This window comes from Acinetobacter chinensis (assembly GCF_002165375.2).
Classification (GTDB): Bacteria; Pseudomonadota; Gammaproteobacteria; order Pseudomonadales; family Moraxellaceae; genus Acinetobacter; species Acinetobacter chinensis.
In genome coordinates, this window is sequence record NZ_CP032134.1 from 3482927 (window position 1) to 3507521 (window position 24595).

The 24595-nt window shown below is 45.7% G+C and carries 21 protein-coding genes and 1 pseudogene; 8 read left to right on the top strand and 14 right to left on the bottom strand.

All coding sequences use genetic code 11. From position 1 onward, the window contains the following. Positions 1-89 precede the first annotated feature (89 nt). Together CDG60_RS17565 and CDG60_RS17570 are read left to right on the top strand one after the other, a co-directional pair. Positions 90-1244, top strand: a complete 1155-nt coding sequence (locus tag CDG60_RS17565) for a methionine aminotransferase (RefSeq protein WP_087513672.1) — start codon at positions 90-92, stop codon at positions 1242-1244. 114 nt (positions 1245-1358) lie between these two features. Continuing rightward, on the top strand, positions 1359-2723 hold the full coding sequence (locus CDG60_RS17570; RefSeq protein WP_087513671.1) for an MATE family efflux transporter: 1365 nt from the start codon (positions 1359-1361) through the stop codon (positions 2721-2723). 81 nt (positions 2724-2804) lie between these two features. On the opposite strand, the gene CDG60_RS17575 is transcribed toward CDG60_RS17570, so the two are convergent. Continuing rightward, complete coding sequence (locus CDG60_RS17575) at positions 2805-3650, bottom strand: SDR family NAD(P)-dependent oxidoreductase (protein ID WP_087513680.1); 846 nt, start codon at positions 3648-3650, stop codon at positions 2805-2807. 201 nt (positions 3651-3851) lie between these two features. Between CDG60_RS17575 and CDG60_RS17580 the strand changes: the two genes are divergently transcribed. The 3 genes from CDG60_RS17580 to phoR all read left to right on the top strand — a co-directional run bounded on the left by CDG60_RS17580 (position 3852) and on the right by phoR (position 6886). Next, positions 3852-4562 (top strand): TetR/AcrR family transcriptional regulator, encoded by a 711-nt coding sequence (locus tag CDG60_RS17580; protein WP_087513670.1) that lies wholly within the window; start codon positions 3852-3854, stop codon positions 4560-4562. Positions 4563-4801: 239 nt separating this feature from the next. After that, complete coding sequence (gene phoB / locus CDG60_RS17585; protein ID WP_087513669.1) at positions 4802-5512, top strand: phosphate regulon transcriptional regulator PhoB; 711 nt, start codon at positions 4802-4804, stop codon at positions 5510-5512. A gap of 9 nt (positions 5513-5521) precedes the next feature. Further along, positions 5522-6886, top strand: a complete 1365-nt coding sequence (gene phoR / locus CDG60_RS17590) for a phosphate regulon sensor histidine kinase PhoR (RefSeq protein WP_087513668.1) — start codon at positions 5522-5524, stop codon at positions 6884-6886. Between the two features lie 154 nt (positions 6887-7040). On the opposite strand, the gene asd is transcribed toward phoR, so the two are convergent. The 5 genes from asd to CDG60_RS17615 form a co-directional block, all read right to left on the bottom strand. Beyond that, positions 7041-7892 (bottom strand): archaetidylserine decarboxylase, encoded by an 852-nt coding sequence (asd, locus tag CDG60_RS17595; protein WP_087513667.1) that lies wholly within the window; start codon positions 7890-7892, stop codon positions 7041-7043. After that, positions 7889-8734: a sulfurtransferase gene (locus tag CDG60_RS17600; RefSeq protein WP_087513666.1), complete on the bottom strand. Its 846-nt coding sequence runs from the start codon at positions 8732-8734 to the stop codon at positions 7889-7891. Before CDG60_RS17600 ends, asd begins: the two co-directional genes overlap by 4 nt. Positions 8735-8869: 135 nt before the next feature. Beyond that, positions 8870-10075: a nicotinate phosphoribosyltransferase gene (pncB, locus tag CDG60_RS17605; RefSeq protein ID WP_087513665.1), complete on the bottom strand. Its 1206-nt coding sequence runs from the start codon at positions 10073-10075 to the stop codon at positions 8870-8872. Positions 10076-10190: 115 nt separating this feature from the next. Continuing rightward, complete coding sequence (locus CDG60_RS17610; RefSeq protein ID WP_087513664.1) at positions 10191-10721, bottom strand: ankyrin repeat domain-containing protein; 531 nt, start codon at positions 10719-10721, stop codon at positions 10191-10193. Between the two features lie 186 nt (positions 10722-10907). Further along, entirely contained in the window at positions 10908-12425 is a 1518-nt protein-coding gene (locus tag CDG60_RS17615; protein WP_087513663.1) for a catalase, read from the bottom strand. A 228-nt stretch (positions 12426-12653) separates the two neighbouring features. Between CDG60_RS17615 and dtd the strand changes: the two genes are divergently transcribed. After that, complete coding sequence (dtd, locus tag CDG60_RS17620) at positions 12654-13094, top strand: D-aminoacyl-tRNA deacylase (RefSeq protein ID WP_087513662.1); 441 nt, start codon at positions 12654-12656, stop codon at positions 13092-13094. A gap of 73 nt (positions 13095-13167) precedes the next feature. Here the strand turns inward: dtd and CDG60_RS17625 are convergent. The 4 genes and pseudogenes from CDG60_RS17625 to serB all read right to left on the bottom strand — a co-directional run bounded on the left by CDG60_RS17625 (position 13168) and on the right by serB (position 16375). Next, positions 13168-13677, bottom strand: a pseudogene (locus CDG60_RS17625) (peptidase associated/transthyretin-like domain-containing protein). 66 nt (positions 13678-13743) lie between these two features. Next, a complete protein-coding gene (locus CDG60_RS17630) occupies positions 13744-14223 on the bottom strand; it encodes an SCP2 sterol-binding domain-containing protein (protein ID WP_087513661.1) in 480 nt (159 codons plus the stop codon). Positions 14224-14398: 175 nt separating this feature from the next. Further along, positions 14399-14734, bottom strand: a complete 336-nt coding sequence (aciT, locus tag CDG60_RS17635) for a ciprofloxacin tolerance protein AciT (protein ID WP_087513679.1) — start codon at positions 14732-14734, stop codon at positions 14399-14401. Positions 14735-15154: 420 nt separating this feature from the next. Next, a complete protein-coding gene (gene serB, locus CDG60_RS17640) occupies positions 15155-16375 on the bottom strand; it encodes a phosphoserine phosphatase SerB (protein ID WP_087513660.1) in 1221 nt (406 codons plus the stop codon). Between the two features lie 77 nt (positions 16376-16452). Here serB and CDG60_RS17645 point away from each other — a divergent pair, with 77 nt between their 5' ends. Continuing rightward, positions 16453-17709, top strand: coding sequence for a hypothetical protein (locus CDG60_RS17645; RefSeq protein WP_087513659.1), 1257 nt, complete (start codon positions 16453-16455; stop codon positions 17707-17709). Positions 17710-17774: 65 nt separating this feature from the next. Here the strand turns inward: CDG60_RS17645 and ppk1 are convergent, their stop codons facing one another. The 4 genes from ppk1 to mhpT form a co-directional block, all read right to left on the bottom strand. Then, positions 17775-19835: a polyphosphate kinase 1 gene (ppk1, locus tag CDG60_RS17650; RefSeq protein ID WP_087513658.1), complete on the bottom strand. Its 2061-nt coding sequence runs from the start codon at positions 19833-19835 to the stop codon at positions 17775-17777. A 178-nt stretch (positions 19836-20013) separates the two neighbouring features. Next, on the bottom strand, positions 20014-20958 hold the full coding sequence (locus CDG60_RS17655; protein WP_087513657.1) for a bile acid:sodium symporter family protein: 945 nt from the start codon (positions 20956-20958) through the stop codon (positions 20014-20016). Between the two features lie 78 nt (positions 20959-21036). Next, on the bottom strand, positions 21037-21666 hold the full coding sequence (pncA, locus tag CDG60_RS17660; protein WP_087513678.1) for a bifunctional nicotinamidase/pyrazinamidase: 630 nt from the start codon (positions 21664-21666) through the stop codon (positions 21037-21039). 156 nt (positions 21667-21822) lie between these two features. Continuing rightward, a complete protein-coding gene (mhpT, locus tag CDG60_RS17665; protein ID WP_087513656.1) occupies positions 21823-23025 on the bottom strand; it encodes a 3-(3-hydroxy-phenyl)propionate transporter MhpT in 1203 nt (400 codons plus the stop codon). A gap of 663 nt (positions 23026-23688) precedes the next feature. On the opposite strand from mhpT, the gene dapA reads away from it, so the two are divergent. Further along, entirely contained in the window at positions 23689-24588 is a 900-nt protein-coding gene (dapA, locus tag CDG60_RS17670) for a 4-hydroxy-tetrahydrodipicolinate synthase (protein WP_087513677.1), read from the top strand. The last annotated feature ends 7 nt before the right edge of the window (positions 24589-24595 follow it).

Below are 24595 nucleotides of genomic sequence, written 5' to 3' on the forward strand. Positions count from 1 at the left end.
AACAGCTCTCCATCTGCCTGGCGCTATTCAGCTGATAAAACTGACCTGCTACACTCAGTTTCAACTTCAGACATTTCAGACCACTGAATATGATCAACCTCCAGTCCAAACTTCCTGCGCAAGGTGTTACTGTTTTCAGTACCATGACCGCTATGGCACAACGCCTGAATGCATTAAACCTGTCCCAGGGTTTTCCTGATTTTCCCGCCCCTCCTGCACTGCTGGAAGCACTCAGTCAGGCGACTCAGGACGGATACAATCAGTATGCGCCAGGTGATGGATTGTTGCCTTTAAGAGAACAGGTTGCAGAGGTTTTTCAAAAGCGTGATGGTTTAAGGTTGGATTCCGTCCATGAAATCACCATTACTCCAGGGGCAACCATTGCGATTTTCTGTGCCATTCAGGCAATCGTTCATGCTGGCGATGAAGTCATTGTGTTTGATCCTGCCTATGACAGCTATGCGCCCAGCATACAGCTGGTCGGAGCAAAAGCCATTCATATTGCACTGAATGCGCCAGCCTTTTCTGTCGACTGGAATCAGGTCAAAGATGCCATCAATGACCGAACCCGTATGATTATTGTCAACACACCGCACAACCCAACAGGTGCAATCTGGTCAGAACAGGACTGGCATACATTAACCGCGCTGATTCAGGATAAGAATATTGTGGTTCTGTCCGATGAGGTTTATGAACATCTGATTTATGACGGCGAAAAACATCGCTCTGCGCTGAGCTTTCCTGCGCTGCGTGAACGCAGTTTTGTGATCGGATCATTCGGTAAAACATTCCATGTCACAGGCTGGAAAACTGGCTACTGCGTGGCTTCACCTGCACTGATGAAAATCTTCCGACAGGTTTATCAGTTTGCCAGTTTCTGTGGTGTAACGCCTGTTCAGATGGCACTGGCTAGCTATATGCAGAATCATCCGGAACATATTGCTGGACTGTCTGATTTCTACCAGCAGAAAAGAGATCTGTTCAACTCCGGTTTACAGGACTCAAGATTTAAACTGTTGCCATCCCAGGGAACATTTTTTCAGAATGTCGATTACAGCGACATTCATCCTGACCTGAACGATACTGAGATGTGTAAGCTGCTGGCAGAAGAATATAAAATCGTGGCTATTCCTGTATCTGTGTTTTATCAGCAGCCCCCTGAAGACCTGAGACTGATCCGTTTCTGTTTTGCAAAAAAAGAGGAAACGCTGGTACTTGCAGGAAAAATTCTTTCTGCTGTTTAACCATTCACCACTATCCAGTTTCCAGAGGATTGTGGGATGATAGCGTCAGTAAGCAAAGTCTGATCATTCACCCGAATGATCAGACAGAGTCCAGCAGGAGCATACTGAAAACACATGGCACAGACTCAATTAGTCAACCAGGAAAAATTTTGGAAAACATTTCTGATTTTTCTGCTTCCTTTGATTGCAACCAATATTCTGCAAAACCTGTCAGGAACGATTAATACTGTTTTTGTTGGGCAGATGATGGGTGTGGATGCGATTGCCGCCATTTCCGTTTTTTTCCCAATTCTGTTTTTTCTGCTGGCTTTTGTGATTGGTATTTCGTCTGGTGCAACGGTACTGGTCGGTCAGGCATGGGGTGCAGGCAATACAGAAAAAGTGCGCTGTGTCGTGGGTTCCACGCTGTTTATGACGCTGATCGGTGGCAGTATTATTGCCATTACAGGAGTTCTGTCCGCACACAGAATTTTAATCCTGCTGGGCGTAGACCCAAGTGTCATGCACCTGTCCCTGCCCTATGTGCAATGGATGCTGGCCGGTAGTCCGCTGCTGTTTATTTATATTATCTATACCTCGATTCTGCGGGGTGTCGGTGACAGTGTGACGCCCCTGATTGCGTCCAGCATGACCATTATTATCGGTATTATCATTACGCCTGTCTTTATTGCAGGTTATTTCAACATGCCGAAACTGGGCATTATTGCACCTGCCCTTGCCACCAGTATCGGTTATATCGCGGTGCTGATTTTTTTATTTATTTACCTCAATAAAAAAGATCATCCTTTAAAACCCGATGCTTCCTTATTCAGTCATATCAGACATCAGCCCCAACTGAGTAAAATTATTTTACGGCTCGGTATTCCAACCGCCATTCAGATGGTCACCACCTCGACAGCAGGCCTGGTGATTATCGGACTGGTCAATCATTATGGGGCACATGCCACGGCTGCCTATGGTGCGGTCAATCAGGTGCTGAATTATATTCAGTTCCCTGCGCTGTCCATTTCCATTGCAGCATCCATTTTTGCTGCACAGGCGATCGGGGCTGGAAAATCTGAGCTGTTACGCAAAGTGACCCGAACTTCTCTGCTGATGAATATTGCAATTACAGGTGGACTGATTGCGATTGCCTATCTGTTTTCCCGCTATCTGATGGCACTTTTCATTACCGATGATACCGTGATTGAGCTGGGACAGAATCTGCTGTTTATTGTGCTGTGGTCAATTCTGTTTTTTGGTGCTGCTTCTATTTTTGCCTCCATTATGCGGGCAAGCGGAACAGTGACCGTTCCCATGATCTTAAATATCGCAGCGATTGTGTGTATTGAAATTCCTGCTGCATGGCTGTTCAGCGAGTGGTGGGGACTGAAAGGCATCTGGTACGCTTATGCACTCGCCTTTGTCAGTCTGTGTATGATGCAGGGACTGTATTATCAGTTTGTGTGGAAGAAAAAAGCGATTAAGGCACTGATTTAACCGGATGAATGATCATTTGATACTGAATTTCCAATAAAAAACCCGCAAAATGCGGGTTTTTTCATGATCAGTATTCAGAACTTATTTCGGTTCCAGACGCTTACTCATTTTGGTCGCCAGACCCGTAATTTTCTGATAACCCGTCGGCAGAATACGCTGAACAATATCTAGTGTTTTCGCATCATTACCAATCAGCAGACGACGTTTGTTTTTCAGCACAGCATCCAGAATTTCCTGAGCTGCTTCTTCTGCTGGCATACGCAACAGTTTGTTGAATGCTTTCGCTGACTTTTCAGGATTCATACCCAATGATTTCAGGCTGTCATTCATACGGGCATCGTTGGCAATATTGGTACGGATACCCCCTGGGTGTACACAGGTCGCACTCACACCACACTTTTCCAGGTCCAGTTCCTGACGTAACGCTTCTGTAAAGCCACGTACCGCAAACTTGGAAGAGTTATAGGCAGACTGAGTTGGCTGAGCTGTCAGACCAAACAGACTGGAAGTATTGATGATATGACCATCACCTGATTTTTTCAGATACGGTAAAAATTCTTTGGTGCCGTACACAACGCCCCAGTAGTTAATCCCCATGATCCACTCAAGATCTTCGTAGCTCGCCCCTTCAACCGTCGAACCCAGTGCCACACCGGCATTATTGAAAATCAGATTGACTGAACCGTGATTCTGAACCGTTTCTTCAGCCCATGCTTTCATCTGCTCACGGTCTGCCACGTTTACTTTTTTACTTGTAACACGCACGTTATAAGGTTTTGTCAGTTCTACAGTCTCAGCCAGTCCTTTTTCGTTGACATCGCTGATGGATAAATGACAGCCAGCTTTCGCAAGAAGAATTGCCAGCTGCTGTCCCATACCTGAGCCCGCACCAGTAATTGCAGCGACTTTGTTTTTAAAATTTTTCATTGTCTTTCCTTTGTCAAAATTCCGCACAAAGTTTACCCATGTGCAGCTCACACCCTCAATATAAATTTGACAATAGATATTGTCAATATCATCCATCCATGTTTTACTGATGAAATATTACACAAACAGCCTGACATAGGCTTCTGCTGATTTTATTGATAAAATATTCCAGTTTGCACGGTTCATTTGGCACAATTTCATATGACTTACTCAGATACAGATCATGATGTAAAACCCACCGCCTCTACAGCGCCTGTTAAAAAAACAGTCAAAGAGCGTCAGTTCAAAGGCATGTCCCTGAGTGAGCGGAAACAGGCTCGTCGTGACAAACTGATTGAGGCTGGAATTGAAGCCTATGGCTCTCAGGGTTTCTTTTCAGTGACTGTGAAGGATATCTGTGTAGAAGCAAAACTCACTGAACGTTACTTCTACGAATCCTTCAAAAAGAGTGAAGATCTGTTTCAGACCATTTTTTTACAGCTGATTGAACAGCTGCAGCAGACCGTCATGCAGGGTGTCATGCAGGCATCCCCCGAACCACGTCAGATGATTCACAGCGGACTTCGTGCTCTGTTTTCCATGCTGAAAGATGACCCGCGCACCGCCCGGATCATTTATGTCGATGCCATGCTGGTTCAGGAACTGCATAATCACGCCACCATACAGGAAACCATGGGTCGTTTTGACCGGATGATTCAGGCTTTTGTCATGCTGATGATGCCCCGCATTCCCCGCAGCGAGCAGGAAATTTCCCTGGTCGCAACCGGACTGAACGGTTATGTCACTCAGATTGCTGTCCGCTGGGTGATGGGTGGCTTCAGACAGTCACTGGATGAGATTGTTTCTGCCTGTGAAACCGTGTTTCTGTCACTGCTGGAAACATTTGCAGAACACGCTGAACTGCCCGGCTGATTCTCAGTTAAAGCGGTATTTTCAGATGCTGTTCAATTCAGAAAACTGTTTTATTTAATTTTTTTCAAAAATGGCATTGTCTTGAACTGTTCATGAATTCGTCTAAAAATTGTCACAAAAGGTTGCAATAATCAGCGATAGCCCCCTTTCTGCAATGATACTGTCATAATTAATCTTTGTAATAAGCCTGTCATAAATAAAAAGCGGTCCACCGTTTACACTAATTAGGATATTGCGTTGTGAAAGATGACTACATATTAATCGTCGATGACGAACTTCCAATCAGAGAAATGATTCATACCTCTCTGGACATGGCAGGCTTTCAGTGTTTGCAGGCTGAAGATGCCAAACAGGCTCACCAGATGATCGTGGATCAACGTCCATCGCTGATTCTGCTGGACTGGATGCTGCCAGGCGGTGTCAGTGGTGTGGACTTATGCCGCCGACTGAAACGTGATGAAAACCTGAATGAAATCCCAGTGATCATGCTGACAGCACGCGGCGAAGAAGACCATAAAGTACAGGGTCTGGATGCAGGTGCAGACGACTACATGACCAAGCCTTTTTCCACACGTGAACTGGTGTCCCGTATCAAGGCGGTTCTGCGTCGTGCCAATGCGCTCAGCGGTGAAAAAACCATTGATGCCAATGGGCTGATTCTTGACCCTGTCAGTCAGCGTGTCAGCTTTGGCAACAACATTCTTGAAATGGGGCCCACTGAATATCGTTTACTAGCCTTTTTCATGACCCATCCTGAACGCGCCTATACCCGTGCTCAGTTACTGGATCAGGTCTGGGGTGGTAATGTATACATTGAAGACCGTACAATTGATGTCCATATCCGCCGTCTGCGCAAAGTACTCGAACCTTATGGTGCTGATCGCTTTGTACAGACTGTCCGTGGTACGGGCTACCGTTTCTCCACCCGTGCCGATGTTGCTTTAGGTTAATCTGACTGTATGTATGAACCCTACCCCGTCCCTGAACTTGCCCGTGAACATAAAAAATTCCGATACAGCAGTTTATGGACTTTTGCCAAACAGGACTTACGCTTACTCGCTTTTTTCCTGCTGATCGCGGCCTGTGTTGGCTTTGGGACTGGGTATTTATGGAGCTGTCTGCTGCTTGCATTTGCAGTCTTTTTTGCATTACAGCTGCGCTCGCTTTTCCTGGTCAATGAATGGATTTCCAACCGTCCCTACGATGTTCCACCCAATCTGGATGGAATATGGGGCGCACTGCTGTTCAATGTTTACCGTGCTCAGCGTCAGGAACGGATTGTTCAGGCAGAAATGGTCGGACTGATTGACCGTGCGCAGTCATCACTGGTTGCACTGGCTGAGGCTGTGGTACTGATTGATGAAATGCATCAGATTGAATGGTGGAACCCGGCTGCTGAAAAACTGCTGGGCATTCAGTCACTGGACCGTGGGCGCAACATTCTGACTATTCTTCGTCAGCCTGGTTTTATTGAATACTTCAATCATATTGATCAGGCACCCGATGGGCTGAAAATGAAATCTTCAGCGTTTGAAGACCATTATGTTCAGATCAAAATGACCCGTTTTGGTGGTGAAAGTCGTCTGCTGGTCGCCTATGATGTTACCCGTATGCACAATCTTGAGCAGATGCGCAAAGACTTTGTCGACAACATCTCTCATGAGCTGCGTACGCCTCTGACCGTGCTCAGTGGTTATATTGAAACGTTTACTGATCAGGAAGACCTGAATCCCCGCTGGAAACGTGCATTTGACCAGATGCAGGCACAGACCAAACGCATGAATGCACTAGTCAATGATTTACTGCTACTGTCGCGCCTGGAAAATGACAAAAAAGTTGCAAAAAACCAGATCGTGGAAATGCCAGGACTGATGAATCAGTTATTTGATGATGCTCAGGCATACAACGTTGATTATGGTCACACCCTGAACCTGGACATTGACAGCCACTGTGATCTGATCGGTTCAGACATTGAACTAGCGAGTGCTTTCAGCAATCTGATCACTAATGCCATCAAATACACCCCGAAGGGTGGAACCATCACCATTGGCTGGCATGACGATCATGATCATGGCTATTTTACTGTCGAAGACACAGGGATCGGAATTGACCCACGACACTTACCCCGTCTGACAGAACGCTTCTATCGTGTGGACAGCGCCCGAAGCCGACAGACAGGTGGAACCGGTCTGGGCTTAGCCATTGTGAAACATGTGCTGATGCAGCATAACGCTTATCTTGAAATTGAGTCACATGAAAATCGGGGCTCTGTCTTTAAAGTGGTATTCCCTAAAGACCGTCTGTTCAAAGCAGATGAAACCTGAGTTTCTGCTGAAAAAGACACAGACGCTGAAGCATTATCATGTTCAGGTGAATGCGTAGGCACAGACGTGAAATGAGCGACAGTATCAGACATAAAAAATGGGAGTTTACTCCCATTTTTTAATATTCATTACAGCATTCAGCCTGATTCATCCCTTACAGAATTTTCCCCAGTGCTTCACCCATCACAACAGTTGAGTTTGCTGTAAACGCTGCATCCCACTGCATTTTATTCTGTTCAAACAATACAATAGCTGTTGAACCCAGATAGAAACGACCAAGCTCTGCACCTTTTTCCAGTTGCAGACTGTGCTGGTTCAGTTCAAGACGACCTGATGGTTTAACCTTACCGGTTGCAACCGTTTCAATACCTGCAACAATCATGGCACCCACCAGTACAACCGCCATACGCCCGACTTCAGTGTCAAACAGGCAGACCATGCGTTCATTGCGTGCAAACAGCCCTGGAATATTTTCCGCTGTGGTCTGATTCACCGAAAACAGCTCACCAGGCACATACAGTGTTTCAGTCAGTGTGCCTGCAAAAGGCATGTGTACGCGGTGATAATCTTTTGGAGAAAGATAAACCGTCGCAAATTCACCGTTCTTAAACGGTTCAGCAAGACGCGGATCTGCGATCAGTTTTTCTACAGAAAAACGCTGACCTTTGGCCTGGAAAACATCGCCATTTTCAATTTTTCCGAGCTGTGAAATCGCACCATCAGCAGGTGAAACAACACTGGCAGGATCGGTGTCTACATCACGCACACCCTCTTTCAGAGAGCGGGTAAAAAATTCATTAAATGATTTATATTTCAGTGCATTGGTCTGTTCAGCAATAGACATATCAATACCGTATTGCGCTTTAAATGCCTGAATAACTGTATTTTTAATCAGTGGGTTTTCACTTGCTGCAAGTTTTCCCACAACGCGGGATAACTGATGCTGTGGAACAACACGCTGTGCCTGGATGAAAATCTGTTTTTTTAATCGTGATGTGAGGCTCAAGACGGCAACTCTCCAGTAATGACAGGACTATCGAGGCGGTTGCCCCATTCACTCCACGCACCATCATAAGCCTGTATATTCCAGCCCAGCAAGCGTCCGAGTATGTAGGCAAAACCTGAGCGGTGATGCGACTGACAATATACAACTACGGGCTTTTCCAGATTGAATCCAGCCTGCTCAAGTCTCTGTTGAGTGCGTTCAAGTGGCTGCAATTTTAAATGATTTTGTCGGTTAAGGGCAGTACTCCATTCAAAATGAAGTGCGCCTGGTATATGACCACCGCGTCGGGCTGCCAGACGCTGACCGGTATATTCATCTTCAGTGCGGCAGTCCCACAGCTGAATGCCCTGATTATTGACCTGATTGAGCAGGCTCTCATATTGAATACGGTATGTCTGCTCTACAGGTTGCCAGGAAATCAGCTCATCCACCGGTTCAGATTTTTCTGTCTCAGCCGATGTCGGATAACCCGCAGCAAGCCAGGCATGAATACCGCCATTCAGCAGACTGACCTGCTCAAAACCGATGCAGTGCAGATTCCAGATTAAACGCCCTGCCCATGCACCACCTTCATCGTCATAAACCACAACATGGTGCTCTGGCGAAATATTTAAATAACGGACCAGGGCTTCAAGCCCATCCTGATCAGGTAAAAGACCTGACGCATACTCTTCCTGACGGACCAGCAGCTTCGGCTGGACGTGAAGTGCATGAGGTAGATGCAGCTGTTCATAAACTGAACTTCGGCTCAGATCGACAATCCGAAGTTTCTCATTTCCCAGATGAGGCACAAGTTCTTCGGCTTCAACCAGCAAGCCGAAACTGAGGGCAGATTGAGTCATAATTTTCGGTTTTTATTGAAATCAGATGCTCAGATCTTAACACAGCTCATTTGCACAATATTTCAGATTTTATGTATTGCTTTAGCAGAATATCAGATAAGCCTTCAGCATTTGACGGTACTGCCTTCTGATGAATTATTCTTCAGCCTGAATATCAAACACCTGTCGCAGATATGCAAGGAACGTATCATTATCGGTCATGGTTTTACCCGGGCTGTCAGAAATTTTTGCCACAGACTGACCGTTACATTCCACCAGTTTCAATACAATATTCAGTGGCGTCTGTCCCATATCATTGGTCAGGTTGGTTCCAATCCCGAAGCTGACCTGAAAACGGTCTTTGAAGTACTGATGTAAAGACCAGGCTTTTTCCAGGTTCAGACCATCACTGAAGGTCAGCATTTTGCTTCGACTGTCCACTTTCAGTTTACGGTAATGCGCGTAGGCTTTATCGCCCCATTCATACGGATCACCACTGTCATGACGTAAGCCATCGAACAGTTTGGCAAAATAAAGATCAAAATCACGCAGGAATGCATCCATTCCCACCACATCGGTCAGTGCAATCCCCAGATCACCACGGTATTCCTGAACCCAGGTTTCCAGTGCTGCTTTCTGAAAATCACGCAGACGGACATCCAGTGCCTGGAACGCCTGCAAAAATTCATGAGCCATGGTTCCAATCGGTGAAATACCCAGATTTTTTGCAATCAGCACATTGCTGGTACCCCGGAAGATCTGAGGCACAGCGGCATGAAAAGTTTTGATCACGTGCAGTTGCCAGTCATAACTGTAACGGCGTCGGGTTCCAAAATCTGAGACCAGAAAAGGAGGATCAGCAGGATTCTGCTGTTTTTCGTATTGCTGAATCAGTGCAATTTTAGCTTTTAAACGGCGTTCGCCTTCTTCCAGTACCTGTTCACTGCGGATTCTGCGGAAATACAGCTCATTAACAATAGCCAGCACGAAAATTTCAAACATCATGGCCTGAACCATAGGACCTTCAACCCAGATGTCCAGCCGTCCCTGATCATCCAGTCCTGCATGAATAAAACGTCGTTTCAGCTGAAACAGTTCAAGGTAATCAACAAAATCACTCTTTATAAATCTCAGACTGCGTAAATAAGTCAGTTCATCATCAGCAAACTTCAGCTGACACAGATGATCCAGCTGTTCATTCAGATCATCCAGAATGTCTGTCAGTGGATAGACTGTGTCTTCCAGATTTCGGCAGCGAAAATGGTACACACTGTGCGTCTGAGGGAATTTGTGCAACACCACCTGTAACATGGTGAATTTGTACAAATCAGTGTCCAGCAAGGATTGAATGATTGGAGCCATATCTCTGAAAAATTTCGCTGTGCTTTTTGCATTAAAGCATACTTTTCCCAGTGGTATTGCAAGTTTTACATACAGCTAACTGAATTCCAGACCAAAGTCCAGTTCGTGTGCATGATTACTTTCTGTCTTTGGCTGAATCTTTTTCCAGAGACGCCACAATCTGCTGTAACTGTTTTTCCTGCCCAATCACCTGTGCAAATTCAGCTACTGTCTTCTGCCCGCGCTGACCTGCAGCGGCGTCACAATCGACTTTACGCAGCTGTCTGGCAATAGAAAATTCCATTTTAAACAGTGCGCCCATTAAAGCAGTATTGCCCTTGCTGTCACGCGCGCAGCGGTCAGCGCCATGCGCCAGTAACGACGTGACAATGCCTTGATGACCATAATAAGTCGCCATCATTAGTGGTGTGAAACCTGAAGCATTGCGTACATCAACGGGAAAACCATGCTTTAAAAATTCATTGATGATGTCTTCATTGCCTGTTCTGGCTGCAGTAAAGAAGAAATCGATCAATTCCTGTTGTGAGGTCATCGGAACATCCACAGTGGTTTTCGCGGGGGAAATATCCTGCGCAAGGGTCACATTTGCAAATGCTGAACTCACCGCAAGAATACTGACTGAAAATATACGTTGCATCATGCTCATAATGAACTCCAACAAAAATCGAACAGTGAACTGAACTGGAAATCATTCAGTCCATTCAGATCAAAGAATAAAAATCAGTGCCTGTAAAACCCATCCCAGGATTGCAGGAAAGGTATAGAGTTTTACAGGACTTTCTGTCGGTGATGCCTTAGTCCTGGTCACCAGTCTGATTCAGACCAACCGTAATCAGTCTTTCAGCTGTGTAGCTTTCGCTTTAACAGTCGCCAGGTTGCCGTTTACAGCTTTCGTCATACGAGTACCGTAGTCAGCGTCTGCTTTGTAGAAGTAAGACAGCATGATGTGCTTGGTTTCTGAATCTTTAACGTTGCCTAAGTCAGCCGCTAAATTCATAATCAAGTTATCTTTTTCTTTAGCCGTATATGAACGGTAAAGCTCGCCCGCCTGCTTGAAATTCTGCTCTTTCACGCCAGTCTGCTGAACTGTACCCGTAAGCGGAGTCTGAACTGCACGTGCTTTTTCAGTCGCAGGTTTTGGTTCAATACGGCTTGGTTCGTAGTTCACGTCAGATGAAGTACCGCCAACATTCATATAACCATCCTGATTATTGTTGTTTACAGCAACAACTGGACGGTTGACAGGGATTTGCTGATGGTTCGCACCTAAACGGTACATTTGAGTATCAGAATAAGAAAAGATACGACCCTGTAACAGGCGGTCTTCGGATGGCTCAATACCTGGCACCAGGTTACCTGGAGCCAATGCCACCTGTTCCGTTTCCTGGAAGAAGTTTTTCGGCATACGGTTCAGGGTTAAAGTACCGACTTTGGTTTCTTTCACTAAATCTGTAGGCCAGATTTTCGTTGGATCCAGTGGATCGAACTCAAAGCTGTTCAGGTCTTCAGGCTCCAGTACCTGGATGTAAAGATCCCATTTCGGGAATTTTCCAGCATTGATGCTGGCATAAAGATCATTGGTCAAATGATTGAAATCTTTACCTTGCTGCTCAGCAGCTTCTTTAACATTCAGACCTTTTACGCCTTGTCTGGAGCGGAAGTTGAATTTAACGTATCTGTATTCGCCTTTATCGTTATAAAGTTTGAAAGCATGTACGCCAAAGCCGTCCTGTTCGCGGTAACTGGCTGGAACACCGTGGTTGCCATACACATAAGTCAGCATGTTGGTTGCCCATGGCTGGCTGGACAAGAAGTCAAATACGCGGTTTGCATCCTGTACGTTACTGACTGGGCTTGGTTTCATCGCGTGAATGAAGTCAGGGAATTTGATCGCATCACGGATAAAGAATACCGGTGTCTGGTTACCCACCAGGTCCCAGTTACCTTCCTGCGTATAGAACTTGACTGCAAAGCCGTGCGGGTCACGTAAAGTTTCTGGAGAGCCTTTACCATGAATTACAGTAGAGAAGCGTAAAAATACCGGTGTTTTTGTCCCAGCTTTAAACATTGAAGCAATGGTCAGATCAGACAAATCTTCAGTCGCAATAAACTCTCCATAAGCACCCGTTCCACGTGCATGTACCACACGCTCAGGAATACGCTCACGACCAAAACGCTGTAACTTTTGAACCAGCTGAACATCCTGAAGTAAAACAGAACCATTCGGACCTGCCGTAATCGAGTTCTGGTTATCACCAACCGGTGCACCATTGTCCTTAGTTAATGGCGCTGCCTGAACCGCCACTGTTGCTGTTGCCAACATGGCAACAAGTAAAGAACGCTTAAACATCGTCTTCATCTCACTATAATTGATCCTTTCCTGCCCCGCTAAGATAGCCATTCTTTACAAATAGACAAAACAGATAATATTTATTATTTCAATCGTATTAGTAGATAGATTATTTTTTATTTTACTTTTTCAGAACATTAACGACTGATCACCTGTAAAAACTGCATTGCCGTACAGTCAGTACGCTACAATTCACACTTATTAAATTCAGCAGGAAAAGAAACCCATATGCGTGCCTTATTACAGCGTGTCCTGGAAGCGAAAGTCGTGGTCGATGGCGAAACCACAGGTGAAATTCAGCATGGAGTTTTAGTTTTTCTGGGCATCGGCAAAGAAGATACGCTGGAGAAGGGGCAAAAACTGATTGATAAGATTCTGAAATACCGCTTCTTTGATGATGAGCAAGGCAAAATGGGCTGGAATGTCAGCCAGGCAGGCGGTGGTTTACTGCTTGTTTCACAGTTCACACTGATGGCACAGACACAAAAGGGTTTACGTCCTGACTTTGGTCCTGCTATGCCGCCTGAAGCTGCAAAAGAGCTTTATGAGCAGCTGGTGGACTATGCCAGAAGTCAGTTCGGACAGGTGCAGACGGGTATTTTTGCAGCGGACATGAAAGTACACCTGGTCAATGATGGACCGGTCACATTCAATCTGGAAGTTGAATAGAACAGATGCTGATATAAAAAAAGCCCTCAACCGCGGGCTCTTTTATATCGAAATTCCAAACAAGGCTGCAGAATTATAAGAATGTAATCAACTCTGCACGCTGCATCATCTCTGCTGGAATGTCCTGTACAGGCATGACCGTTAAAGACGGTTCACCTGTCTTTGTGACCACATCCGGACTGGCATCCAGCACAGCATTTACATCAGATGGGGTCAGGTATACATGGCACCTGTGACTGTATCTACAATCAGCAGACCGACCAGACCACCGAGAAGAACATTTGCAATATACCAGCCATTTCCGGTACCACGCACATAAAACAGTTTTCGCCTGATACCCTTCTTTCTCAAATCTGACCTCATAAGCTGCGGCTTTAACGTACCCCGCCCCCCTTTTTAAGGTGACTGTTACAGGTATGGTTCCTGTATGATTTTTTTCACCGGCTTTATTGGTGATGGAAATCAACGCTTCGACTGGAACAGATCTGAACGTCAGTGTCTGATTTGCCCCAGAAATAATACTTGCACAGCCTGTCATGCTCAGTGATACAGCAATCAGACCTGATGTTATTATTTTTTTCATAAAAATACCCCCTGTACAGGAGGCATTCTTAACCATCAAAACCTTTGTATTCGATGGTTTTTTATCTTATTTACCTGTTTTTTCTTTAATGAATGCACGGGCAAGTCTGATTTTTTCTTTGACCGGTTTTGGCAGTTTAGGTGGAATCAGTTTCGCCGCCTGGTTAAACCATACCAGCAAACCAAAATCACCTTCCATTTTAATGGTACCGCTTTGCATACCTGTCATGAACGCTGAAGGATCACCTTTCACCAGTGTTTTCACACCCTGTTCGCTGTCTGCAAACTGGAGAATAAAATCTGCTTTTTCTGCATCACCGGCAACAGTATCAATCTGTCCATTATCTACAATAATCTGGCGCGCCATGCCCAGATCTGTACCGATCTGGATGCGGAACTGACGTTCGTGAACCAGCTCAATAAATTTTGGACTTGTACGGGCAAGCTGCTTCATGCGCAGTGCCAGACCCGCCACAAGCAGATCAAGTGGATCTGTGCTGACATCGACCAAAGGTAATTTCACGACTGGAATCGAAGAAAGTTTCATGACATTTAAGCCTGTTGTAATTGTTGGAAAATTAACTGCCTCATCCTAGCATAAGTTGCTGTTTCTGCATCAAGGCTTTGTATAACAATCATTAGTCTAAGGTAAAAAAAAATGTACACTGCTGTACATTTTTCGTGTTTCTGTTTTTATCTGACACCGTGCTGTCTTAAAGCAATCAGCGGCTTGAAATCTGCTGACGCTCTTCTTCATAGACAGGGGTATGTTCTATATAACGGCGTTTTGCCATTGCTCGCTCTGCACGGCGGTCTTCACGCAGCAGCAGTAAGGTCACCATACCCATTGCCAGTGTCAGTGCAGACAGATAGCTGTAAGCAACCGACAGCTCAAACAGGTTCTGAATACCAAAACGTACTGTTTCCAGTAAGCCCCAGAACACCATGCCTGCGACCATGAATCCCAACCAGCGGCGATAAGGCGAGAAGAAAACAGCAATCACAGCAGCTGCCACCAAACCTGTGCCAGCTATGGTTGCCAAATTCGCTGTTACCATATGAACCTCCGTCATCCAGAACTGTTTCCTGCACCTGCATTATTCTGACCAGTTCCATCACCGTTTTAAGTTAAATAAAAAATTTCCAGTTTTTTGTACTTTGTCTCTATGGAAGCATTATGAGGAGTTTTAGCGATAAAAAAAGTCTTGCTTTTTCCCCGTACGACACATTTTGTCGCCATATTATTTTGTCATTACATTTTTTGTAATTTCGTCTTTTGTGGAAGTGAGACAGCATCATGCTCAGCGTGTCATTACAAAAAAACAACGCCATTTTCATGCAATAAAAAAAATTTTACCGATCCCGATAATCGTTTTTCTTTAAGTCGATGGAATGCAGTCATCTATCGGAAATACACGGATTTATGCACAAAAAAAGCGCGACTTCAGTCGCGCCATTTCATAAAAATGCAATATATCTCAGGCTCTGTTCAGGTCTTTGTCATGCACACCCAGCAGATAAAGAACACCATCCAGACCGACACTGGAAATTGCCTGATTGGCATTCTGACGCACCAGCGGTTTTGCTCTGAATGCAACACCCAGACCTGCAATTGAAAGCATAGGCAGATCGTTGGCACCATCTCCTACCGCAATCGCCTGCTCCAGAGAAATACCCATCTTATCGGCCAGCTCACGCAGCAATAGTGCTTTTCGTGCACCATCCACGATATGCCCTTTCACTTCTCCTGTGACCACACCGTCCTGTACATCCAGAATATTGGCATGCACTTCATCTATGCCCAGTTTCTGCTGAAGATATTCTGCAAAATACTGGAAACCACCGGACAGAATGGCTGTTTTATAGCCCAGTGCTTTCAGGGTTGAAATCAGACGCTCCGCCCCTTCTGTAATGGTCAGCCGTTCTGCAATGGCAGGCAGCACTGATGCATCCAGTCCTTTGAGTAAGGCAACCCGCGCACGGAAACTCTGCTGAAAATCAAGTTCACCCTGCATGGCACGTTCAGTGATCTCAGCAACCTGATCGCCAACACCTGCCTCAATAGCAAGCTCATCAATCACTTCCTGTTCAATCAGCGTAGAGTCCATATCAAAACACACCAGACGACGGTTGCGGCGGTATGCATTGTCTTCCTGTACCGCAACATCCACACTCAGTTCCGTGGAAAGACGCAGGCAGGCCTCACGCATTGCCACAGAATCCAGCATCTGCCCGCTTAAACCGAACTGGACACATGCCCGTTTTGGTGCATCTGCAACATTTACAAGATCAGGACGCCCAGAAAGTCGGGTCACTGTTTCAATATTGAAGCCCTGGCTAGACACAATACGGGTAACAGCCTGTAAATGAGATGCGGTCAGTTCAGGCGCCAGCGCTGTCACAATATAGCGTGTCCGTCCACCTTCACTCACCCATTGGTCATATTCTGTTGCAGAGATAGGCTTAAAGCGAACAGTTAAGCCAATATCATGTGCTAAAATCAGAATTTCCTTCATGGCTAATGCTGTAGCTGTCTGGTCATCTGACGAAACAACAATACCTAAAGTCAGCTGGTTATGGATGACGGCCTGACCAACATCCAGGATCTGTAAGGAATGAGTGGATAAAACCTGCATTAATCGGGTGAACTGATTAGGCTGGTCGGGTCCTAAAAATGAAATAAGAATGATTTCTCGCATGAATTGACTCGAATCAGAACTGCAACTATTGTGAGAATCATAATCGAAATTGAATATAATTGCCTTGGAAGTTTACGTTGAATGCGCCTAGACAAGGGCTGTTTGCCAGCCTGCTGATTGTAAGTTTCGCGTTGCACACCTTTTTATTAGTGGTTGCAACCACTCACCAGCTAAATGAAAACCGTGCCAGTCAGGGACAGCTCATGACCAGTCAGCTGGTTACAGACAGTCTTTCTGAGTTATCTCCTGCCAATACAGTGTCACTGGCGCTGCTGGTGGATCGTTACGCCACCAACCCAAGTGTTGCATCCATCCGTATTCTGGACGCTGGCAATCAGGTTCTGGCGACGGGTGGTCAGGCAAAAACAAGAAATGGTGAAGTTTTTGTCCGTGATGCGCTTCAGAATGAGAAAAAAGCCGGAACGGTTGAAATTACACTGATCAAACCGAGTATCGGGGAAATTCTGCGTACACAATGGCTGGCGATTCTGACTTCGCTGTTCCTGCATGGTCTGTTGTGGCTTGCCTATCGTGCAATTGCCCGTCCAAGCCGTACAGAATACCTTGCCCGTATTAACAATGAATCCCGTCTGAAACATGAACTTCAGACACTGACCCAGGCACTGGAGCAGGAAAAACATAATTCCGCTGTGGCGATTGCTCAGGTACAGCAGCAGGTTCAGGTTCGGATTAAACCCAAAGAAGCCAAAGCCACTGTGGAAACAGACAACAACACCGTTGCTCTGAATATTCAGTTTTATGATCCAAAGCAACTGCTGGATTCGGTCAATAACACCGTATCCATTCCCTACTTCAATCTGTGTCAGATCTTTCTGAACAAAAGTATTGAACTGTGCTTACAGCATTACAAACTTAACCGTTCCGATATCACCACGGTTCAGCAGTTCTGTGAGCAGGGTGCAACGTTGACTATTTCTGCTGAGACACCCAACTCAGTTGAATGTCTGACCATGATCGGCACGGTATTTCAACTGCTGTCTGACGTACTCTATAAACGCTACCGTGAAGAAAAACGCTTTGTTTTACAGACCCGAAGTGCGGTTTCCAGTGCAGTGGATGCTATGCAGCTGAGTTCTGTTCAGGCGGCTGAACGTCTTGTACAGCACCTGTCTGCCAAGGAAAGTGCGGTACATTTACCAGCTGAACTGCTGAAAGAAATTTCAGACCATTATCAGCTGGTCAACATGCCGAATCCTGCCAATGTACTGACCCGTCAGGCATTTATGATCAATGGTATGGACAGCAATACTGCTGAACTGGCACAGACCTTAAGAACCGATATCCTGAAAGGCAAGCAGTCCAGGGCATCCTGAGACACTGATTGATTTTTCTTTCCCCATAAAAAATGCCTGGTCAACACCAGGCATTTTTTTATGGATCAGATATTGTTCTGTTTCTGTTCCATCAGATAAAGCTGAGCACTGAACGGATTTTCATCTGCGCCCGCTGTCACTTTTTCCCAATGACCATCTGAATACAGAGTCCAGGCATTCTGATTATCTGCCATATAGTTCTCTAAGCCATCTTTAATAATCTGTTTTTTCAGTCTGGAGTTCAGTATCGGGAAACAGGTTTCAACCCGTGAAAACAGATTCCGTCCCATCCAGTCCGCACTGGCACAATAAAGCTTCTGTGCGCCCCCATGTTCAAAATAATACACACGGGTATGCTCTAGAAAACGTCCGACAATGGAACGTACCCGAATATTTTCAGACAGCCCTTTCTGCCCTGGAATCAGACAGCAGATTGAACGGATCAGCAGATCAATTTTTACACCTGCCTGTGAAGCCTTATACAGTGCAGTAATCAGTTTCGGCTCTGTCAGCGCATTGACCTTAATCATAATATGCGCCCGCTTCCCTGCGCGGGCAAACGCGGTTTCCTGCTCAATCAGTTGTAACAGTCCTGCGTGCAGAGTAAAAGGGGCATGCAGTAATGCTTTGAGATGCACCATTTTGCCCATGCCTGTCAGTTCCTGAAACATCAGATGTACATCCGAACAGATCTGGCTATCTGTTGTCATCAGACCATAATCGGTATACATCCGCGCATTGCCCGCATGATAATTCCCTGTTCCCAGATGTACATAGCGCACCAGCTGATTATCTTCACGGCGTACAATCAGGATCATTTTGGCATGGGTTTTATACCCCACAATGCCATAGACCACCACTGCCCCAGCTTCCTGAAGAATATTGGCAACGGTAATATTGGACTCTTCATCAAAACGGGCACGAAGCTCAATAACGGCCGTCACTTCCTTACCGTTTCGTGCTGCCTCTGCCAGCACCTGCACAATTTCAGAATCCGGACCACTGCGGTACAGCGTCTGTTTAATTGCAAGCACGCCAGGATCTTTGGCAGCTTCACGCAATAAATTAATCACAGGTTTAAATGAGTCAAAAGGGTGATGCAGCAGCACATCCTGCTTTTTCAGTACTTCAAATACGGAACCTTTACGCAGAATCTTTGGAATCACCGGTGTATACACGGGAAATTTCAGTTCAGGGCGGTCAAAATCTGCGGTCAGACGGGATAAATTCACAGGACCATCTATGCGGTAGAGATGACTTTCGTCCAGATCAAACTCATTCAGCAGATAATCCGTAATTTCCTGCGGACAGTCATCCTCTATTTCCAGACGGACTGCCCGTCCAAAACGGCGGGATGACAGCTCATCCTTTAAGGCAACCGCCAGATCATCCACATCTTCAGCAAGAACCAGATCCGCATTACGGGTGACCCGAAATGCATAACAGCCAGTTGCTTTCATGCCTGGGAACAGATCATCAATATGCTGCTGAAGAATGGCGCTTAAAAAGATATATTCCTGAGCATTGCCCGAAACATGTTCTGGAATGGAAATAAAACGGGGCAACGAACGGGGTGCAGGAACAATCGCCATCTCAATCTGTCGCCCAAAAGCATCTTTCCCTTCCAGACTGACAATAAAATTCAGGCTTTTATTGACCAGCCGTGGGAAAGGATGTGATGGATCAAGACTGATCGGGGTCAGCACAGGCTGCACCTGTTTACTGAAATATTCTGCAACCCAGCGTTTATGCTTTTCCAGAATATCCTGAAACTGAATAAAGTGAATGCCGACACTCTGCAAAGCAGGCAATAACGTATGATTCAACAGCTGATACTGCTCTTTTACTGACTGATGAACAGCTTCGGACAGCTCCTGCAGCACGACTTCAGCCGGCAGCGCATCGGGAGTCCGGGTAATGGCGTTCAGATCCAGCTGCTTCATTAAACCAGCAACCCGAATTTCAAAAAATTCATCCAAATTGCGTGAAAAAATCATTAAAAAATTCAACCGTTCCAGTAATGGAAATTCAGGATTTTTTGCCTGTGCCAGGACTCTGCGGTGAAATTCAAATAAGGCTAGTTCACGGTTAAAATACGTTTCGGATGAATGCTGGAAGTTTTCCATATTTCTCTTTGCTGTCTGCCACAGTCTGTCTGTAAAACCCTCAACGGCATGTTAGGCAGGCTTTATGACAGTTTAGTTACATCTGAAAAAGAATTATGGACGGTGCTCATGAAACAGCTTTAAAAAACCGCAGCATAAAAAAGAGGGCGATGCCCTCTGATTGTTAAATACGGTACGTTTAAGTTTCAGGGTGGTCAGTTTTTGACGCCCAGTAGGTCGCCAGTGCCGGACCTGAAATATTGTGCCATAAACTGAAAATTGCACTGGGCACTGCGGTCAGCGGTGACGCAGCAAAATGCACAGCAGCGAGTGCCACCCCCAGTCCTGAGTTCTGCATACCGACTTCAATCGCAATTGCTTTGGAGTCTGCGTAAGGCAACTTCAGTAGCTGACCTGCCCAGAAACCGAGCAGATAACCCAATCCGTTATGCAGTATTACTACACCTAAAATCAGCAGACCTGACTCAAGAATCTGCGCTTTACTGCCACCAATAATCGCGGCAACAATCGCCACGATCGCTATGACTGAAATCAGTGGCATCACAGCAATATAACGTTCAACTTTCTGTTTCAGCACAGTACGCATGACCAGTCCGAGTAAAACGGGAAACAGCACAACCTGTAAAATCGAGGTGAGCATGGACAGTGCATTAATCTCAATCCACTGACTGGCCAGCAGATAAAAAACAGCAGGAGTCAGTACAGGTGCCAGCAACGTTGAAACCGAAGTACAGGCAACTGACAGTGCTGTATTGCCTTTTGCCATATAAGTAATGACATTGGACGCTGTTCCACCAGGACAGCACCCCACCAGAATCACCCCAACCGCAATTTCAGCAGGCAGACTGAACAGTTTACACAGCAGATAAGCCAGCGCAGGCATAATCAGAAACTGAGCCACGACACCGGTCAAAACGGCTTTTGGACTTTGCAGTACCCCACGGAAGTCCTGCACGGTCATGGTCATGCCCATTCCGAACATAATAATGCCCAGCATCCAGGTAATATAGGGTTTCAGCCACACAAAAGCAGCAGGCTCGAGCATGGCAAGTCCTGCAAAAAGCACCACCCAGAGTGCAAAAGTTTTCTGAATAAACTGCGTCAGACGCAAAAAAGCAGACATACTGAATTCCCGGTAAACTGACACTTCAGTTTTTCTGAACTGTCATACTGGCGGTATATCATTTTTTTTTACCCGCTGTCACGGTGTTTGTATCAGCGCTTTGCTGTAAATCCGTTTCACACCGGCAGCCAGCATATCCTGCCATGCATGCTGTAATGACCCCTGAAGATCAATCCCACGGGTCGCATCTGCAATCACCCAAGTTTTAAATCCCATACGGCTGGCGTCAATCGCAGTCCATGCTACACAGAAATCAGTCGCGATACCGGTGATATAAACAGTATCAATCCCACGGGCTTTTAAATAACCCTCCAGTCCGGTCACGGTTTTCCTGTCTGCCTCCATAAATGCAGAATAACTGTCAATCTCAGGATGAAACCCCTTGCGGATAATCAACTGTGCTCTGGGTAAATTCAGTGCCGGATGCAGCTCTGCATCCTGTGTGCCCTGAACACAGTGCGCTGGCCACAGCACCTGAGTTCCATAATTCAGCTCAATCTGATCATAAGGCTGTTTCCCAGGATGATTTTCAGCAAAAGAAATATGGTTTTCTGGATGCCAGTCCTGAGTAATGACAATATTGTCAAAACTGTCTGCCAGCTGATTGATCACCGGTATAATCTGATCTGCACCGGCAACCGCCAGATGTCCCCCTGGTGTAAATCCATTCTGTACATCCACAACAATTAAAGCCGTATTCTTCTGCATGATACCTCTGTCCATTTTTTTCATTCTGCTCCAAGCATACAACAGAATGCTTTTCTGCGGTTGAATGCGCAGTCCACTGCCTGTCCGACAGTTTATACAGATAAAAAACAGCCCGTAAAAACGGGCTGTCCAACGCTGAATATCAATTACTGCAGTTTAAGCCTGAATACGACGTACCAGGAACAGCATAAATACCGCTGAAATCAGAATACACGGAATCGCTGCTGAAATAACTCCAGCTGCACCAAAACCTGCTGCAAGCAGCTGCCCTGCAATCACCGGTCCAAGCATCGCACCCACACGACCAACAGCTGAAGCCATACCGACACCTGTACCACGCATTTCAGTTGGGTAAACAATACTGCCGAACGCATACAGTACGCCCTGACAGCCAATCACAAATGCCCCCACCAGTGCCGATGCCATATACATCTGAGTCAGTGAACCCGCTGAATTCAGTGCAAAAAGACCTGCCAGAATACCACCGTACATCAGAATAATCACATAAGCTTTTTTCCAGCGGTCAGTCAGCATACCCAGAATCACAGTACCTACAGTCGCACTGACCATAAAGAAGAACTGTGCTGTACTGCCTTCCTTACGTGAGAAGCCCAGTTCCATAAACAGGGATGGCAACCAGCTCAGCATGATGTACACCACCATCAGGGTAAAGAAATAGCTGACCCAGATCAGAATGGTGCGCATAAAATTCGTAGAATTAAACAGCTCTTTAAATGAAGCCTGTGGTGCTACATTTTCAGTGACAGCCTGATTCTGTGCTTTCAGATATTCCTTCGACTCTGGCAGGAAAAACATCATCACAGGAATCACAATAATCGGCAGTAAACCACCCAGATAAAAAATATTTTTCCAGTTAGTACCAAAATCAGTACTGGCAACCAGGGACAGAATGGCTGCCCCAACCGGCATACCACAGTACATCAAGCCTACAGCCCGTCCACGGTTCTGCGGTGAAACAGCTTCTGAAGCCAGTGTGATCAGAATAGGCATCGCAGCACCCAGTCCTGCACCCGCCAGAAAACGTACCGCCAGCAGACTGTTGAAGCTGTTGACCCACGCGGTACATAAAGTAAATACCGCAAATACTCCTGTTGACCAGATCAGGACTTTTTTACGTCCGATTCTGTCAGCAAACCGACCACCAATCAGCGCACCAGGCAATAAGCCCAGAATCCCTGCGCTGAAAAACACGCCCAACTGTGAACTGTCCAAAGCAAAATGCTCACGGATACCCGCAGCTGCAATTCCCGCAGCCTGAATATCCAGTCCTTCAATCACAGCGATCAGGAAACAGATTGCCACCGTTACAATGGCATGTTTATTATCCGGTTTTTCCATAAGCAGCTCCTTGTTCAATCAGTGTCCAATAGAAGCCTCATCATCCCTCAGTCGATGTATTGTCATAACTACCAATAAGTTTAAGATTTTTCTTATTTTTCTGATCATCAGTTGAAATTTCTGCTATCTGAAACCGGCAGGCTATAGTCGTAAAAACAATTAATTCAAATAAATTCTGAGTAAAACCATCAGAAATACGACTTAAATATCAATATCAGCAGCCTGAGCACCGAAGTTACGTAAAATTACAAATAATAGTTAAAAGTGATTACTCCCCTTGTTTTTAATGATTCATTGCGATTAATCACACGAATGTAAATATAACTTTTACATCTATGTTGATTCTTATTTCATCTTAAATTCTGAGTTAATTCATAGGATTTCAATGCTGTTACAGGCTCTGCCTGAAAAAATCACTTTCACAGCCGTTCTGTTCCGGACTGGAAGCTCATGCTTTTTATCCATATTCTGCTGTACTTTTTATAAAGTTTTTCACAGCTTTGACTAAAGCGTATTGTTCTTATGCCTCTGATCAGTCATAATTTGCATAAGCATTATTCAACCCTGAAACACAGGTCTGAAGTGCTGAAAATCAAAAAACGCAACCATCCCGACCTTCGTTTTATTACCCATCCGGATGGAAAAACAGGATATTTTTTCAAAATGACTCAGCAAGCACAGATCATTCAAGGCTCAATCGTCGCAATCGTCACCCCAATGTTTGAAGATGGCAGTGTAGATTGGAAGAGCCTGGAGAAGCTCGTTGAGTGGCACATTGCGGAAGGTACAAACAGTATTGTTGCTGTTGGCACAACAGGTGAAGCCTCTACACTGAGCATGGCTGAGCACACACAGGTGATCAAGGAAATCATCCGTGTCGCTGACAGACGTATTCCTGTCATTGCCGGCACTGGCGCAAACTCAACCCACGAAGCGATTGAACTGACCAGAGAAGCCAAAGAGCTTGGTGCTGATGCAGCACTGCTGGTTACTCCTTATTATAATAAACCGACCCAGGAAGGTCTGTTCCAGCACTATAAAGCGATTGCTGAAGCTGTTGATTTACCGATCATTCTGTATAACGTACCGGGTCGTACCGGTGTGGATATGGAAAATGAGACTGTTATCCGTCTGGCAGACATTGCAAATATCGTAGGCATTAAAGATGCAACCGGTGACATTCCTCGTGGTCAGGAACTGCTGGACGGTCTGAGCAATAAAAACATGACCGTCTACTCAGGTGATGACGCAACTGCATATCAGCTGATTTTACGCGGTGCAAAAGGCAATATCTCTGTAACTGCAAACGTCGCACCGAAAGAAATGAGTCAGGTCTGTGCCTCTGCAATTGCCGGTGATGCAGCTCAGGCTGAACAGCAGAACAACCAGATTGCAAATTTACACAATATTCTGTTTTGTGAATCCAACCCGATTCCTGTGAAATGGGCACTTCATGAAATGGAATTAATCGGTACAGGTATTCGCCTGCCATTAACGCCATTGGCACAACAATACCGCGCACCGCTTCGCGAAGCACTGATCGCTGCGGGCGTCATTAAATAAGAGCACG

Bases quoted from the DNA above. Each gene is read 5' to 3' on its own strand.
- CDG60_RS17565 (WP_087513672.1), top strand. From the start codon at position 90: ATGATCAACCTCCAGTCCAAACTTCCTGCGCAAGGTGTTACTGTTTTC.
- ppk1 (WP_087513658.1), bottom strand. From the start codon at position 19,835: ATGGAAAACTTCCAGCATTCATCCGAAACGTATTTTAACCGTGAACTA.
- CDG60_RS17610 (WP_087513664.1), bottom strand. From the start codon at position 10,721: ATGAGCATGATGCAACGTATATTTTCAGTCAGTATTCTTGCGGTGAGT.
- pncB (WP_087513665.1), bottom strand. From the start codon at position 10,075: ATGGCTCCAATCATTCAATCCTTGCTGGACACTGATTTGTACAAATTC.
- CDG60_RS17580 (WP_087513670.1), top strand. From the start codon at position 3,852: ATGACTTACTCAGATACAGATCATGATGTAAAACCCACCGCCTCTACA.
- CDG60_RS17630 (WP_087513661.1), bottom strand. From the start codon at position 14,223: ATGAAACTTTCTTCGATTCCAGTCGTGAAATTACCTTTGGTCGATGTC.
- mhpT (WP_087513656.1), bottom strand. From the start codon at position 23,025: ATGGAAAAACCGGATAATAAACATGCCATTGTAACGGTGGCAATCTGT.
- CDG60_RS17570 (WP_087513671.1), top strand. From the start codon at position 1,359: ATGGCACAGACTCAATTAGTCAACCAGGAAAAATTTTGGAAAACATTT.
- CDG60_RS17575 (WP_087513680.1), bottom strand. From the start codon at position 3,650: ATGAAAAATTTTAAAAACAAAGTCGCTGCAATTACTGGTGCGGGCTCA.
- serB (WP_087513660.1), bottom strand. From the start codon at position 16,375: ATGCGAGAAATCATTCTTATTTCATTTTTAGGACCCGACCAGCCTAAT.
- CDG60_RS17655 (WP_087513657.1), bottom strand. From the start codon at position 20,958: ATGTCTGCTTTTTTGCGTCTGACGCAGTTTATTCAGAAAACTTTTGCA.
- CDG60_RS17600 (WP_087513666.1), bottom strand. From the start codon at position 8,734: ATGACTCAATCTGCCCTCAGTTTCGGCTTGCTGGTTGAAGCCGAAGAA.
- pncA (WP_087513678.1), bottom strand. From the start codon at position 21,666: ATGCAGAAGAATACGGCTTTAATTGTTGTGGATGTACAGAATGGATTT.
- dtd (WP_087513662.1), top strand. From the start codon at position 12,654: ATGCGTGCCTTATTACAGCGTGTCCTGGAAGCGAAAGTCGTGGTCGAT.
- phoR (WP_087513668.1), top strand. From the start codon at position 5,522: ATGTATGAACCCTACCCCGTCCCTGAACTTGCCCGTGAACATAAAAAA.
- CDG60_RS17615 (WP_087513663.1), bottom strand. From the start codon at position 12,425: ATGTTTAAGCGTTCTTTACTTGTTGCCATGTTGGCAACAGCAACAGTG.
- dapA (WP_087513677.1), top strand. From the start codon at position 23,689: ATGACTCAGCAAGCACAGATCATTCAAGGCTCAATCGTCGCAATCGTC.
- aciT (WP_087513679.1), bottom strand. From the start codon at position 14,734: ATGGTAACAGCGAATTTGGCAACCATAGCTGGCACAGGTTTGGTGGCA.